Here is a 14,511-nt window from a genome sequence, read left to right as displayed (position 1 = left end):
GGTCGGAGGTCGGAGGTCGGAGGTCGGAGGTCGGAGGTCGGAGGTCGGAGGTCGGAGGTCGGAGGTCGGAGGTCGGAGGTCGGATGTCGGATGTCGGAGGTCGGAGGTCGGAGGTCGGAGGTCGGATGTCGGATGTCGGAGGTCGGATGTCGGAGGTCGGAGGTCGGAGGTCGGAGGTCGATGCCGAGTGCAGGATGTCATGTAGGGTGCGCACTGCGCACCACAATGCTCACATTTTCCGACAAGCATTCAACATAACGAAAAGTTTGCGCCCTTCCCTGGCAGCCTGAATATTTTTAACGCCAAGCCTTGTTCCTGCTTCTGGCTCCTTACTAAACATAAAGCGCAGTCGGTGCGCAGTGCGCACCCTACCTGCTTAGCCGTTCAGGTTTCTGGCGTCGGACGCCAGACCTCCGACGTCTGACTGTTAACCCACCGGCACCACAATACGCCCGCGCACTTTACCTTCGAGAATTTTCGGCGCTTCTGTCACCACCTGACCCAGTGGAATTTCGTGCATCAGGTTTTCCAGCTTGGCGATATCCAGATCCTGCGCCAGACGCGCCCAGGCTTCCAGTCGTTTTTCTTTCGGTGCCATCACGCTGTCGATGCCGGCCAGCGTCACGCCCCGCAGAATAAACGGCGCAACCGTAGCTGGCAGGCCCATGCCCGCAGCCAGACCGCAGGCCGCAACGATACCGCCGTATTTAATTTCCGAGCACACGTTAGCCAGTACCTGACCACCGGCTACATCCACTGCCGCAGCCCACAGCTCTTTGCCCAACGGGCGACCTTTTTCGCCGTAAGCACCGCGTTCAATAACGTCGCTGGCACCCAGTGAACGCAGGAAATCGGCTTCTTCCGCACGGCCGGTCATAGCGGTTACCTGATAGCCCAGTTTGGCCAGCACAGCCACCGCAACCGTGCCTACACCACCAGCAGCACCCGTCACCAGTACCGGGCCGTCTTCCGGCTTCACGCCGTGTTTTTCAATGGCCAGTACGCACAGCATGGCGGTGTAACCCGCAGTACCAATACCCATCGCCTGTTTCTCGCTGAACGGGCTTTGCAGCGGAATCAGATACTGTGCCGGTACCCGTGCCAGCTCAGCCAGACCACCCCAGTGTTTTTCGCCCACGCCCCAGCCATTGAGCACGACTTTGTCGCCCACTTTGAATTCCGGGTTGTCCGAAGCTTCTACCGTACCGGCGAAATCAATACCCGGCACCATCGGGAAGCTGCGCACCACTGGCGATGCGCCGGTAATGGCCAGACCATCTTTGTAGTTAATACTGGAACAGGCCACGCGCACGGTAACATCGCCTTCCGGCAACATAGACTCGTCGATGTCCTGCAGTGCTACCTGCTGGCCGTTGTCGTCTTTGGTAATCAGAATGCCTTTCATCATTGCCTCCGTAGCAATCGGGTCAGCTTGTCAGCTGCGGGAAATCAATTGAAAGAAACCCGCCGCAAAAACTCGCAGGGGCTCGTTGGATTTTTCCAGCCGTGCACGCAGCACAGCACCTTCCCAGCCGGTCCAGAAGAACGCAGCCAGTTGTTCACAATCGACAGCAGACGCCAGCTGTTGCTGCGCCTGTGCCTGCTGCAGACAGGCCGCTAAGCGCTGCTGCCAGTCGTTAAATACATCGCTCAGTTGCTGACGAAACGATTCCGGTAACGCCATGATCTCCTGACCAAGGTTGCCGACCAGGCAGCCTTTACGGAATTCATGGCGTTGCATGCCATGACAGGCATCATCAATAAAATCAGCAATTCGCTGCAGTGGTTCGCGCTCGTCGTTCAGTAACCAGCGGTCGAGCTTACGGGCAAAGTAGCGGCCGTAGTCTTCGATTAAGGCCTGACCGTAGGCTTCCTTGCTGCTGAAGTAATGGTAGAACGAGCCTTTAGGCACGCCGGCGTGACGCAGGATTTCATCCAGCCCGGCGGCGGAATAGCCCTTTTCCGTCAGCATCTCCAACCCGGCACGCAGCAACTGCTGGCGGGTTTCCTGTGGCTGAGTGTCTGCTTTACGCGGGCGACCACGACGGCGTGGTGCAACCGCTGATGATTCAGACGTAAGAGCTGTTGGATGCGACTGCGTCATGGCGACTCAATTAATTAGACCGATCGTCTATTTAAATCCCAGAGACAGACGCATGTCCAGTATTAATTGCGTTGCCGCCACTGCTGCGGACTGAGCCCGGTCAGACGGTGGAACAGTGCACGGAAGCTGGCGACATCACGAAATCCGCATTGCAGTGCCACCTGTGGCACCTTCGCCAGCGGGTCGGCCAGATACAGGCTGGCGCGGCGCAGGGTCTCTTCATCCTGCAGCGTCTGGAACGCTGACTCCTGCGCCGCCAGCTTACGACGCAGAGTACGCGCCGACAGGTTAAGACGGGCCGCCACCTCATCAATACCCATACGCGCTTCGCCCTGCTCCAGCACGCTGCGCACCCGCAACAGAATGTCGCCGCGATGGGCGATGCTGACACGGCGCAGCTCGGCCTGTGCCGCAGCCATTGCCTGCTGTTTCACCACCGGATTCGCCAGTGGCAGTGGGGCATGCATCAGCTCACGGTGAATGCAGAAGGTTGTCTGTGGCTGGTCAAAACGAATCGGACAGGCAAACACCCGCTCGTACTCACGGGCGTGAGCCGGTGCCGGATAATTCACATCAATGCTGCTGAAACGGAAGTCACGGCCCAGCAACTGGCGGATCTGCTGCTGCAGGCTGGCCAGCATAATCTCATGGGCATAGGCGGCATTGAGGGCGTAACTCATGCCCTGCAGGCGCTCGACCTGCACCCGGTATTCATCCTGTTCGAGTGTTACCGACAGGCTGAAACGACTGCGCAGCAAGGCTTTCATGCGGTCGGCGGTAGCCAGTGCATCCCCCAGCGTCTTACTGCTTAGCAAAGCGGTAGCGGTTAAACCCCAGCGCGACAGGCTCAGCGCACTGCCCAGCGCCAGACCGAAATCCGCTCGTCCGGCTAGGCGATACAGGTTGCGATACAGGCGATCAAACTGATCCATTGATACCGGGCTTTCGGCACTGTTCAGCTGTGCCAGCGTCAGGCCACTGCCGGGCAGCGCCTGACTGGCAGCAATGCCTTCGCGCTTCATAAACTGCTTCAGCAGAAACAATTCGGCGGCGGGATAAACCGCCTGATGATCATTGCTCACAGCCACATCCTGAAGGGATTTCGGCCAACATTAGCAGGCTTTACGGCCATACAGAATGTCAGTGTTGGCCAGCTTTCATCCTCTCTGGCATCAATAGCCTCGATAAAAGCAACAACACATCAGGTTTCAGCTATGTCTCACTCTCCATCCAGCGATGCCGAGCGCATCGAAATTATCCGGCGCGAAGTACGTGCTGCTGGTGATGCCGCCCGTACTCGTTATCCACTGCTGGCCAATCAGAATCTGATTGGCATGAGCGTCTTCCTGTTTGCGATCAGCGGCATTATTGCCAGCGGTCTGGCGTACTGGCACGGCTATCTCAGCGCCTGGGTCAGTATTCCTCTGGTCGCTTTTCTGACCTCACTGCTGCATGAACTGGAACACGACCTGATTCACTGGCAGTACTTTAAGAACAATAAACTGATTCATCACCTGATGATGGCCGGTGTGTGGATTTTTCGCCCGGGCACCATCAATCCATGGATTCGCCGCTATCTGCATTTTCTTCATCATAAAAAGTCCGGCACAGAAGCCGATATTGAAGAACGCGGTATCGGTAATGGCCGCAGCTTCGGCCCGCTGCGCTGGCTGATTATGCTCGACACCTTTGTCGGCAACCTGACCCGCGCCCTGCTGGAAGCGCCAAAAGGCAAAAAGCTGTATCACTTCGCGCGGGTACTGGCTGGTAACTTCCCGCTGCCGTGGATCACCGCAGCAGTCTGGTACAGCGTGCTGGGCTATCACGCCATTAATCTGCTGGCGCCTTATACCGGCTTTGCACCGGTCTGGAGTGCGGAAACCATCGCCCGCTTTGAGCTGCTGGATAAATGGGTGGTCATGATTATTGCGCCGTTTTACCTGCGCTCATTCAGCATTAATTTCATCAGCTCCAATATGCATTACTACGGCAATGTCGATTCGGTGCTGAAGCAGACCCAGGTACTGACTCACCCGCTGTTCTGGCCACTTCAGCTGTTCTGCTTCAATTTTGGCAGCACCCACGGCATTCACCATTTTGTTGTCGGCGAGCCCTTCTACATTCGCCAGCTGACGGCATCCGCTGCACACAAAGTCATGCGCGAACAGGGCGTGCCGTTTAATGACCTGAGCACCTTTCTGCGTCGCAACCGATTCCCGGAAATACAGCCACAAGAGCTCGGCGCAACCGCCAACGGTTAACATCCAACCCGCACACTCCAGCAGTAATAATTGCCCGTACTGTGCGGGCTTTTTTTCGCCCTGTTTACGGAATTTTTACGGCACAACAGCAAACGCTGTCTCGAATCTTTACGGCCCGGACAGTGACAATAACCAGGTATTCACGGCGGGAGCCTGAGCCTGTGTACAAGTTGTTTGGTCCTGTTCTGTATGCCTGTGGCATTCTCGCCTGTGTGATTGCCGGCTTACTGCTGATTCCGGCATTTTTCGCCTGGTGTGCCGACGATCAGGAGTTCGATGCCTTTTTCCTGAGCTCTGCCTGCGTAGCGATTTGCGGCATCGTGCAGCTGGCCCCTGGCTATCGCCCGCCGTTTTCCCTGAATGCACGACAGCTGTATCTGCTCACCAGTGTCAGCTGGCTGCAGCTTTCCTTTTACAGTGCCTTACCACTGATGCTGCTCGATCATCCCATGAGTTTCAGCGACGCCGTGTTTGAAGCAGTGTCGGGGATTACCACCACCGGCTCCACCGTGCTTTCCAACCTCAATCAGCTGCCACCGTCATTGTTGTTATGGCGCTCCATGCTGCAGTGGATTGGTGGCTTTGGCGTTATAGGGATGGCGGTGTCGATTCTGCCGTTTCTGCGCGTCGGTGGGATGCGTCTGTTCCAGACTGAATCGTCCGACTGGTCAGATAAATCGCTGCCGCGTTTTCACCATATGGCGCGTGGTCTGCTGGCCGCCTATCTGGGCATGACCCTGCTGTGTTCGCTCAGTTATGCGCTGGCCGGTATGGATGCCTTTGACGCCATCAATCATGCCATGACGACAGTTTCTACCGGAGGCTATGCCACCGATGACCAGTCCATGGGACGCTTCAACGATACCATTCTGTGGATATCCACCCTGTTTATGCTGCTCGGTGCCATGCCGTTTCGCCTGTTTATTCAGTTGATGAGCAAACACCGCATGGCAGCCTTCCGTGATCAGCAGGTTAACGCCTTTCTGCTGATCGTCTGCGCGCTGACGTTGATGCTGACCCTGCAACAATGGCTGTCCAGCGAAAAACCGCTGTTTGAAATTCTGACCCACACCGCATTCAACATTACCTCGGTAATTACCACCACTGGCTATGCCTCACAGGATTACACCCAGTGGGGCATGTTTGCTGTGGCGTTGTTTTTCTTCGTAACCTTTATCGGTGGCTGCTCCGGCTCCACCAGCGGCGGTATGAAAATATTCCGCTTTCAATTATCGTGGCTGTTTCTGCGCGATCAGATGAATAAGCTGGTGCACCCTCGCGGAACCTTTGCCGTGCGCTACAACGACAAAGCTGTATCCGATGACATCATGGGGTCGGCCGTGGCGTTTTCCTTTCTGTTTTTTCTGGTACTGACCGTAACCACGCTGTTACTGGCTCTGACCGGGCTGGATTTCCTGACAGCCTTTACCGGAGCAGCCACGGCACTGGCGAATGTCGGCCCGGGGATTGGCGACACCATCGGTCCGGCCGGTAATTTCGCTACACTGTCTGACAGTGCAAAATGGATTCTGAGTTTTGCCATGATTCTCGGGCGGCTGGAGTTGCTGACCGTTATGGTGTTGTTATCACCGGTATTCTGGAGAGGTTAATCCGTGGCCGATTTTATGCGTAACAAAACGCCACTGCGTCACTGGCTGATCGCGATCTGCGTTCCTCTGATCATCACCCTAGGGTGCTGGTTGCTCGATCATATTCTGCCAGATGCCAGTCTGGTGCTGTTTTATCTGGCCGGGGTACTTCTAACGGCTTTTACCACCGCTATTCGCCCGGCTCTGCTGGCGGCAGTGTTATCGTTTCTGGCATTTAATTTCTTTTTTACCACACCTCACTACACGCTTTACATTCTTCACCGCGAAGATCTGCTCACCGCCTCGATTCTGGTGCTGGTTGCTCTGGTAACGGGCCATCTGGCTGCGGGCCTGCGGGAGAAAGTACAGGCACTGGAAAACAGCATTCGCTGGACCCGCCAGCAAATGAATCTGGCGCAATCGTTAGCCTCATGTATGAGCGCAGAAGAATTACTGCGCTGTTTTGCCGCTCATACCAGCCAGTATTCCGCCGGAGGTTTGTATCAGATTGAACCACTGAGCGGAGCCGCTGCCATTGCCGCTGACCGTGGTTTAACGGTAAACCATGAAGCCGACCGGGTAACACTGGCAGTAAAGGATAACGCAGGCGAAATTCACGGCGTCAGTATTCGTTTCCGCCGCAGTCAGCCCACCTGGGCCCGGGCGCAACTGGAAGCAACGCTGGAATTACTGCGTCTCGCGCTTAGCCGCGTGCAGCTGATTGAAAACCTGCAACGTGAAACCATGCACAAAGAACGCGAGCAATTACGCTCGGCGCTGTTGTCTTCCATTTCCCATGACCTGCGTACACCGCTGGCGACCATGATCGGCTCAGTAAGCAGCCTGTGCGATCTGCGCGCCAGCCTGAACGAAGCTCAGCAGGACGAATTATTAAAAAATACCCTGAGCGAAGCCCGCCGTCTCGACCGCTATATTCAGAAACTTCTGGATATGACCAAAATCGGCCAGGGAGAATTAAAGCTGGAACGCGACTGGGTCGGCATCGATGAAATCGTCAGCGTTTCCATCCGCCGCCTTAATCCTCTGCTCGATGGTCAGCAGATTATTACCGAACTGGATGACGACTTACCGCTGCTGTTTGTGCACGCAGCCTTGCTGGAACAGGCGTTATTCAACGTGCTGGAAAATGCCGTACGTTACACCCCGGCTGGCAAAGTGATCCGCATTCACGCCACGCTGCAGGAACAATATCTGTTGCTGGATATCTCAGACTCCGGGCCGGGTATTCCTGAAGCCCAGTGGCCGGCAATTTTCGATATGTTTTTTACCCTTGCCCGTGGTGACCAGAAAACCGGTGGCACCGGTCTGGGTCTGACCATTTGTCAGGGCATTCTGGCAGCCCATGGTGGATCAGCCAGCGTGGTGTCCAGCTCAGCGGAACAGGGAACCTGCATCCGGCTGAAAATTCCGGCCAATGCCCCCGGCTATGAAGGAGCACAAGCATGATACGGATTCTGATTATTGACGATGAGCCTCAGATCCGCCGTTTCCTGACCATCAGTCTGGAGTCTCAGGGTTACAGTATTATCGAAGCAGAAACCGGCAAGCAGGGGCTGCAGCAGCTGGTACTGGAACAACCGGATCTGGTTATTCTTGATCTTGGTCTGCCGGATATCGACGGCCAGCAGGTACTGAAAGAACTGCGGGCTTTCAGCGACGTTCCGGTGATCGTGTTATCCGTACGCAACAGCGAGAAAGAAAAAGTCGAAGCGCTGGATAACGGCTGTAACGATTACGTGGAAAAACCCTTCGGTGTAAAAGAATTACTGGCACGAATTCGTGCTGCACTGCGTATCAGCAGTGGTCGTGAGCAGCCGCCCGCGGTGTGGAGTGACGGTAACCTTGAGGTCGATTATCTGTCACGTACCGTAACCCTGCAGGGAGAACGTTTGCGCTTTTCACCCCGGGAATATGAACTGCTGACAGAGATGATGTCGCATCCCGGCCAGATTCTGACCTATCACTATTTACTGCAGAAATACTGGGGGGCCTCTCACCTCGACGACTCCCATTATCTGCGTATTTTTATTCGCCAGATACGCAATAAACTGGGCGATGATCCGGCACGCCCGCGCTATATCGAAACCGAAGCAGGCGTTGGCTATCGTTTTATCGGCGAGGCTCAGAGCGGACAATAACCCATAAAAAAGCCCGCATAATGCGGGCTTTTTTATGGCAGGTTTATTCACTCTCAGTGAGCAACCCACTTACCTTCACTGGCACGGTCAGAAGCGTTCAGCCAGACGTGGCTCATACCCGCTTTCGCCGCTTTCAGTGCTTCGTTCGCCTTGCTGTTGGTTGGCACACTGAAGTGATAACCACCGGCCAGCTGTGAACAAGCGGCAGCACCTTCGCTCCACTGGCCCGCCCAGGCACTGATCGCCCAGTTGCCGGCATTATCTTCACAGGCGAAGTGATGCACAGAACCACAGTTGGCGTCATCCCAGCGACCATTACCCCACTGTACCGCGCAATCCTGATCGCCATTGTAGTTATTCGGCTCACCGTTATCCCAGGACCAAACGCCTGCCGCCATACGGCCATCGTTATAGGTCAGGTCATCGAGGTTGACGATATTGCCGCCGTTTTTAAACGCCTGCACAACATCAGCCGATTCAATTTTGTTCACCGAACCACCGGTAAAGAAGGCACCGATAGCTCCAACGCTGGTACGGTCTTCCCAGATACGGTCAACCTGACCAAGACCGGTGAAAGCCAGATTCGCCATAGCGGCATTACCGGAGCAACCGCCGTCTTTCCACAGCACAACCTGCTTACCGGCCGCACGGACCTGTGCTTTGGTCAGGCTCGAAGGAATACTTTTACAACCGCCGCTGGCGTAAATTTTTCCGCCCAGTTTATCGTTAAGAATATTCAGCAGTTCCTGATGGTGACCGTCGGTGTGATCTTCAAAATAAAGAATAATCACTTCCTGCGGGTTTTCGTTCAGCCAGTCAGATACTTCCTGCACGCCGTCTTTTACGAAGCGATCAGTCAGGCTGCAACCAACGTGCAGATCACCCAGTTCCGCGCCAATACCTGAGTGGCACAGCAGCAGGTCAGTGCCCCACTCCCATGGCCAGCCGTGAGTGTGAGCAGTCCAGTGGGCGTCCAGCTCAACAAAGCGCGCACCAATACGCAGCTGATCGTAAATGGAATGTTTCTGCTGTGGGTCGATATAACGCGTCGGGTCGGAATACACTTCCGAGTTATAGCTGTTATGCGAACCCAGGATGTTGTTGTCGGCCAGTGGCGAATTCATATCCAGCGCACGCTGATGGCTCAGAGCCTTACCTGCCCAGCTGTTCTGAAAATCGGTAATCGGGTCCGTCTGCGGTGCCGAACTCATTGCCGATGCAGCAGCGGATGCCATTAAACCTGTGGTGAGAAGCAAGAATTTTTTCATGAACTACCTTCCGGTGTCTGCCCGACGGGCGTACCCATACGGACCATTGTTATTATTTCTTTTATCAAAACTGAACCATGGTACAGCTTTAGTGTTTTGTACATTAAAGCGGCCCATCAGGCAAAACTCTTCGGCATAATGGCCTGAGTTGACCAACAAATAACGCCAGCAGCTTGCGATTTTTTACATTTCCTCATGCATGGGGTGCCAGCTGCCTGTGCTAGAGTTAGTCACTGTTAAATAACGCAGTTACTACTGACAACCTTATTATGAATATTCGTGCACTGAGCCCCAATCGCACACTACGACCGCTGATGCTTCTGCTGATGCTGGTGTTGCAGTGCGTGCAGGTCAGTGCCGATGTGGTCAGCAGCAGTCTGCTGAGCACCGACGAACATCATCAGAGCGCGGCTGGCGACCTCAGCCACGACCATCAGAATGCAGCCGAAGACGACTGCGATCATTGTTGTCACTGCAACGGCCACTCATCCCATATGGCGGTGCTGAATAAGTCCACGCTGAATATGGCCGCACAACAGCAGCGCCGCCTGTCGGAGCATGCGCCGCTGCTGCCGCTGAATAATCCCGATCTGATTCATCGCCCTCCCATCGCCTGATTCTGCCAGCCGCATTTCTCTGCGGTTACGTAACTTCATGCAGGCGCCTGCATCAACACGCCTTTTATTACTGGCTGACGCGCGTGCGCCTGCTCCCTGATTTTTGTCAGTCACATTGCCGTGACTGACGATTAACTGGCAGACAATCGCTATGAAATATTCAATCTCTGCAGTGTCTTTATTAACCGCCGCACTCGCGCTGCTGACACTGCCCGCCCACGCCTCTGGCAACCATGATCATCAATCAGCACAGGCCGCTGCCAACAGCGCCAGCCACGATGAGCACGATGAGCACGATGAGCACGATGAGCACGATGAGCACGATGAGCACGATGAGCACGATGAGCACGATGAGCACGATGAGCACGACGAGCACGACGAGCACGACGAGCACGACGAGCACGACGAGCACGACGAGCACGACGAGCACAGTGACCAGACCCGTATAGCGGCGGATATCGCCCATCAGGCCGGTATTGCCACCGCCATCAGCGGGCCCGGTACCCTGCGCCGTCACAGCCGTGTGTACGGTGAACTGGTATTACCTCCATCACAGGTTGCACGGGTTCAGGCACGCTTTCCGGGGCTGATCACCGCGCTGTACGCCCAGCCCGGCGATCTGGTGAAAAAAGGTCAGGTGCTGGCGCGGGTGGAATCCAACCAGACCCTGAAAGAACACACCCTGACCGCACCGATTAACGGTGTGGTACAGCAGCAGTTTGTGAATCAGGGTGAAATTACCGACGGACCGATTTTTACCCTGATGAATACCCGCGAGTTGTGGGCCGAATTGCGTTTATTTCCATCCCAGCGCGAGGGGATAAAACCGGGCCAGAGCGTGCATATTTTTCACAATGGCCACCAGCACGACAGCACTATTCACACGCTGGTGCCGTCATTATCCGGGCAGCCTTTTATGGTGGCGCGGGTGATTCTGCAAAACGATTCAGATTCAGAGTTTTTTCATTATCTGCAACCAGGGGATGTGATCAGCGCCGATATTGATGCCGAAAAAGTCGATGTGCCGCTGCTGGTTGATAACCGTGCACTGCAGCAACTGGAAGGCAATACAGTGATATTTATTGCCAGTGACGACCAGTATGAGGCGCGGGTGGTGCGAGTTGGTCGTCAGGACGATGAGGCCGCCGAAATTCTTGCCGGTCTGAATCCCGGTGAGCGTTATGTGGTTGAAAACAGCTATCTGATTAAAGCCGATATCGGTAAATCCGAAGCGGCCCACGAGCACTGAGGAGACAGACAATGATTGAATCCATTGTGCGCTTCTCATTGCAGCGTCGTTATCTGCTGCTGTGCAGCATTCTGTTTATTACCGCCGCCGGATGGTGGAGTTATCAGCAACTGCCGGTGGATGCAGTACCGGATATCACCAACGTACAGGTGCAGATTAATACCGAAGCGCCAGGCTATTCACCGCTGGAAACCGAACAGCGCATCACCTACCCGGTCGAAACGGCGATGTATGGTTTACCGGATCTGGAATATACCCGTTCGCTGTCGCGCTACGGTTTATCGCAGGTAACGGTGGTGTTTCGCGAAGGCACCGATCTTTATCAGGCGCGCAATCTGATTAACGAACGCCTGAGCACAGTGCGCAGCGAATTACCGCCCGGACTGGAAGCCATTATGGGGCCGGTATCCACAGGTCTGGGCGAGATTTTCACCTACAGCGTCAACGCCGCAGAGGGGGCGTTAAATGAATCGGGGCAGCCCTACTCCGCCACCGATATTCGCGAAATTCACGACTGGATTATCCGCCCGCAGCTGGCGCGGGTCAGCGGCGTGGTAGAGATTAATGCCATTGGTGGTTACGACAAGCAGTATCACGTTCTGCCCGATCCGACGCGCATGCTGCAGTTTGCGGTCAGTCTGCAGGATATTCGTATCGCGCTGGAACAGGCCAACGATAACCGTGGCGCTGGCTATATCGAACGCAACGGCCAGCAACTGCTGGTACGTTCACCGGGCCAGCTGAGCACCATCAGCGATATTCAGCAGGTGATTATTGCGCGCAGTGGTAACAGCCCGGTACGCCTGTCGCAGGTAGCCGATGTTGCCATTGGCCATGAATTACGCACCGGGGCTGCCACCCTCAATGGCGCAGAAACCGTGCTCGGCACTGCCATGATGTTAGTAGGTGCCAATGCCCGTACCGTAGCCAGTGATCTGGCCAGCCGCATCGACGATATCCGCCCATCACTGCCAGTCGGCATCGAACTGCAGGTGTTATACAACCGCACCACACTGGTGGATAAAACCATCGCCACGGTGCAGAAAAATCTGCTCGAAGGTGCACTTCTGGTCATCGTGGTGTTATTCCTGTTACTGGGTAATTTCCGTGCGGCATTAATTACTGCGGCGGTTATTCCGCTGTCGATGCTGATGACCATTACCGGCATGGTAAAGACCGGTGTTTCCGCCAACCTGATGAGCCTTGGTGCACTGGATTTCGGCTTAATTGTCGATGGCGCCGTGATCATTGTGGAAAACTGCATCCGGCGTTTAGGGGGCGTAACGCCCGCCATCGGTCAAAGCACAGTGCCACTGAGCCAGCGCCTGCAAATTGTTTACGATGCAACACTGGAAGTGATTCGCCCGGCGTTATTCGGAGTGGCCATTATTACCCTGGTGTATATCCCGATTTTTGCCCTGAGCGGCGTCGAAGGAAAAATGTTCCACCCCATGGCGGCCACCGTCATGATGGCACTTATCGCGGCCATGCTGTTCTGCCTGACACTGGTACCAGCAGCGGTGGCAGTGCTGATGAATAAACCGCTCAACGACCACCAGCACACACTGACCCGTGGCCTGCAGCGTGTGTATAAACGCGTACTGCAGCGTGCGCTGAAAAACAGTGCCGCCATTCTCAGTGCTGCGTTGTTGTGGGTAGTAGGTTGCGCCTGGCTGCTGAGTACACTGGGCAGCGAATTTATTCCGCAGCTGGATGAAGGCGACATAGCACTGCACGCTATGCGCATTCCCGGCACCAGCCTGCAGCAGTCGGTGGAGATGCAGACACAACTGGAAAAAACCCTGCTGGCTTATCCACAGGTGGATGCAGTGTTTGCCAAAATCGGTACGCCGGAGGTCGCAACCGACCCGATGCCACCCAACGTCGCCGATAATTTCGTTATGTTAAAGCCTCGCGCCAGCTGGCCCGACCCGCAGCTGAGTAAAGCCGAACTGGTACGCGATATGGAACAGGCGCTGGAAAAAATCCCTGGCAATAACTATGAATTTACCCAGCCGATTCAGATGCGTTTTAACGAACTGATTTCCGGTGTACGTGCCGACCTTGGCATTAAATTATTCGGCGACGATCTCACCCTGCTGGAAAAAACCGCCAACGATATTCTCGCTGTGGTTAACGCCATTCCCGGCGCTGCCGATGCCCGCACCGAACAGGTCAGTGGCCTGCCGGTATTATCGCTGTTGCCCGATCGTGATGCGCTGGCACGCTATGGTTTAACCGTTGCCGATGTACAGCAGTTACTGACCGCCGCCATTGCCGGTGATGAAGCCGGGCAGATTTTTTCCGGTGATAGGCGCTTCCCGCTGGTTGTGCGTCTGGCCGACGAACAGCGCACAAACCTGCGCCAGATAATGCAGTTACCCTTACTGCTGGCCGATGGTGGCTACGTGCCATTGGCTGAAGTCGCCAGCCTGCAGGAACTGCCGGCACCGGCGCAGATCAGCCGCGAAAACGGTAAGCGCCGGATTGTTATCAGCGCCAACGTGCGTGGCCGTGACCTCGGCGGTTTTGTCAGTGAGGTGCGTCAGCGCATCAGCGAACAGGTCGATATTCCCAGTGGCTACTGGCTGGAGTACGGCGGCACCTTTGAACAGCTGCAGTCTGCTACTCAGCGCTTATCACTGGTGGTACCACTGACGCTGGCCATGATCATTATTCTGCTGATCAGCGCACTGGGAACGGTGCGCGATGCCCTTATCGTATTTTCCGGTGTACCGCTGGCATTAACCGGTGGTGTTATGGCCTTGTGGCTGCGCGATATGCCGCTGTCGGTGTCGGCGGGGGTCGGCTTTATTGCGCTGTCGGGTATTGCCGTATTAAACGGCCTGGTAATGCTGACCTTTATTCGCGACTGTCGCGCCAGCATGGCCTTAACCCAGGCCATTATTCAGGGGGCTGTTACCCGCCTGCGTCCGGTACTGATGACCGCCCTGGTTGCAGGCCTTGGTTTTATTCCGATGGCGCTGAATACCGGTACCGGCGCGGAAGTGCAGCGACCACTGGCCACAGTTGTGATTGGCGGCATTCTATCATCAACACTGCTGACGCTGATTGTGCTGCCACTGCTGTACGCCATCAGCCACCGTAACAGCGACAGAAACGACAACAACCATCACTGCAACACTGAGTTCAGCGCAAAATCTTTGCACTCCTCTGCCTGAATGGCAGAAATTAACGTTTTAATCCGGCCCTGAGTCAGGGAGACTTCAGGCTACTTCCAACCGGCTGTTTTTATAACGGCCG

The 14,511-nt window shown here is 55.4% G+C and carries 11 protein-coding genes; 7 read left to right on the top strand and 4 right to left on the bottom strand.

Annotated elements, in window-relative coordinates; genetic code table 11:
* Positions 1 to 427: 427 nt before the first annotated feature.
* The 3 genes from acuI to I9W95_RS11420 form a co-directional block, all read right to left on the bottom strand.
* On the bottom strand, positions 428 to 1,408 hold the full coding sequence (gene acuI / locus I9W95_RS11430) for an acrylyl-CoA reductase (NADPH) (protein WP_318653611.1): 981 nt from the start codon (positions 1,406 to 1,408) through the stop codon (positions 428 to 430).
* Positions 1,409 to 1,435: 27 nt separating this feature from the next.
* A complete protein-coding gene (gene acuR, locus I9W95_RS11425) occupies positions 1,436 to 2,104 on the bottom strand; it encodes an acrylate utilization transcriptional regulator AcuR (protein ID WP_225674960.1) in 669 nt (222 codons plus the stop codon).
* Positions 2,105 to 2,166: 62 nt separating this feature from the next.
* The gene (locus I9W95_RS11420; protein WP_225674958.1) at positions 2,167 to 3,186 is read right to left on the bottom strand and encodes an AraC family transcriptional regulator ligand-binding domain-containing protein; all 1,020 of its coding nucleotides are present in this window, start codon (positions 3,184 to 3,186) and stop codon (positions 2,167 to 2,169) included.
* A gap of 132 nt (positions 3,187 to 3,318) precedes the next feature.
* Here I9W95_RS11420 and I9W95_RS11415 point away from each other — a divergent pair, with 132 nt between their 5' ends.
* The 4 genes from I9W95_RS11415 to I9W95_RS11400 all read left to right on the top strand — a co-directional run bounded on the left by I9W95_RS11415 (position 3,319) and on the right by I9W95_RS11400 (position 8,113).
* Positions 3,319 to 4,365 carry a fatty acid desaturase gene (locus I9W95_RS11415; RefSeq protein ID WP_225674956.1) on the top strand — a complete coding sequence of 349 codons (1,047 nt, stop codon included), beginning with the start codon at positions 3,319 to 3,321 and terminating at the stop codon, positions 4,363 to 4,365.
* Between the two features lie 161 nt (positions 4,366 to 4,526).
* Entirely contained in the window at positions 4,527 to 5,975 is a 1,449-nt protein-coding gene (locus I9W95_RS11410) for a TrkH family potassium uptake protein (protein ID WP_225674955.1), read from the top strand.
* 3 nt (positions 5,976 to 5,978) lie between these two features.
* Positions 5,979 to 7,421 (top strand): DUF4118 domain-containing protein, encoded by a 1,443-nt coding sequence (locus I9W95_RS11405; RefSeq protein WP_225674953.1) that lies wholly within the window; start codon positions 5,979 to 5,981, stop codon positions 7,419 to 7,421.
* On the top strand, positions 7,418 to 8,113 hold the full coding sequence (locus I9W95_RS11400; RefSeq protein ID WP_225674951.1) for a response regulator: 696 nt from the start codon (positions 7,418 to 7,420) through the stop codon (positions 8,111 to 8,113). Before I9W95_RS11405 ends, I9W95_RS11400 begins: the two co-directional genes overlap by 4 nt.
* A 53-nt stretch (positions 8,114 to 8,166) precedes the next feature.
* Here I9W95_RS11400 and I9W95_RS11395 read toward each other — a convergent pair whose 3' ends face one another.
* The gene (locus I9W95_RS11395) at positions 8,167 to 9,381 is read right to left on the bottom strand and encodes a phosphatidylinositol-specific phospholipase C domain-containing protein (protein ID WP_225674949.1); all 1,215 of its coding nucleotides are present in this window, start codon (positions 9,379 to 9,381) and stop codon (positions 8,167 to 8,169) included.
* 269 nt (positions 9,382 to 9,650) lie between these two features.
* On the opposite strand from I9W95_RS11395, the gene I9W95_RS11390 reads away from it, so the two are divergent.
* From I9W95_RS11390 to I9W95_RS11380, 3 genes are all read left to right on the top strand, one after another.
* Positions 9,651 to 9,998: a hypothetical protein gene (locus I9W95_RS11390; RefSeq protein WP_225674947.1), complete on the top strand. Its 348-nt coding sequence runs from the start codon at positions 9,651 to 9,653 to the stop codon at positions 9,996 to 9,998.
* A gap of 151 nt (positions 9,999 to 10,149) precedes the next feature.
* The gene (locus I9W95_RS11385) at positions 10,150 to 11,247 is read left to right on the top strand and encodes an efflux RND transporter periplasmic adaptor subunit (RefSeq protein ID WP_225674945.1); all 1,098 of its coding nucleotides are present in this window, start codon (positions 10,150 to 10,152) and stop codon (positions 11,245 to 11,247) included.
* 11 nt (positions 11,248 to 11,258) lie between these two features.
* Positions 11,259 to 14,429 (top strand): efflux RND transporter permease subunit, encoded by a 3,171-nt coding sequence (locus tag I9W95_RS11380; protein ID WP_225674943.1) that lies wholly within the window; start codon positions 11,259 to 11,261, stop codon positions 14,427 to 14,429.
* Positions 14,430 to 14,511 lie beyond the last annotated feature (82 nt).

The organism is Thalassolituus marinus, assembly GCF_020320395.1.
GTDB classification, from domain to species: Bacteria; Pseudomonadota; Gammaproteobacteria; order Pseudomonadales; family Oceanobacteraceae; genus Venatoribacter; species Venatoribacter marinus.
Note: the sequence above shows the minus strand (reverse complement) of the source record. Positions and strands in the feature narration are given on the sequence as shown.

Excerpts from the sequence above, each read along its gene's own strand:
- acuR (WP_225674960.1), bottom strand. The coding sequence starts at position 2,104 with ATGACGCAGTCGCATCCAACAGCTCTTACGTCTGAATCATCAGCGGTT.
- I9W95_RS11400 (WP_225674951.1), top strand. The coding sequence starts at position 7,418 with ATGATACGGATTCTGATTATTGACGATGAGCCTCAGATCCGCCGTTTC.
- I9W95_RS11380 (WP_225674943.1), top strand. The coding sequence starts at position 11,259 with ATGATTGAATCCATTGTGCGCTTCTCATTGCAGCGTCGTTATCTGCTG.
- I9W95_RS11385 (WP_225674945.1), top strand. The coding sequence starts at position 10,150 with ATGAAATATTCAATCTCTGCAGTGTCTTTATTAACCGCCGCACTCGCG.
- I9W95_RS11395 (WP_225674949.1), bottom strand. The coding sequence starts at position 9,381 with ATGAAAAAATTCTTGCTTCTCACCACAGGTTTAATGGCATCCGCTGCT.
- I9W95_RS11415 (WP_225674956.1), top strand. The coding sequence starts at position 3,319 with ATGTCTCACTCTCCATCCAGCGATGCCGAGCGCATCGAAATTATCCGG.
- I9W95_RS11390 (WP_225674947.1), top strand. The coding sequence starts at position 9,651 with ATGAATATTCGTGCACTGAGCCCCAATCGCACACTACGACCGCTGATG.
- acuI (WP_318653611.1), bottom strand. The coding sequence starts at position 1,408 with ATGATGAAAGGCATTCTGATTACCAAAGACGACAACGGCCAGCAGGTA.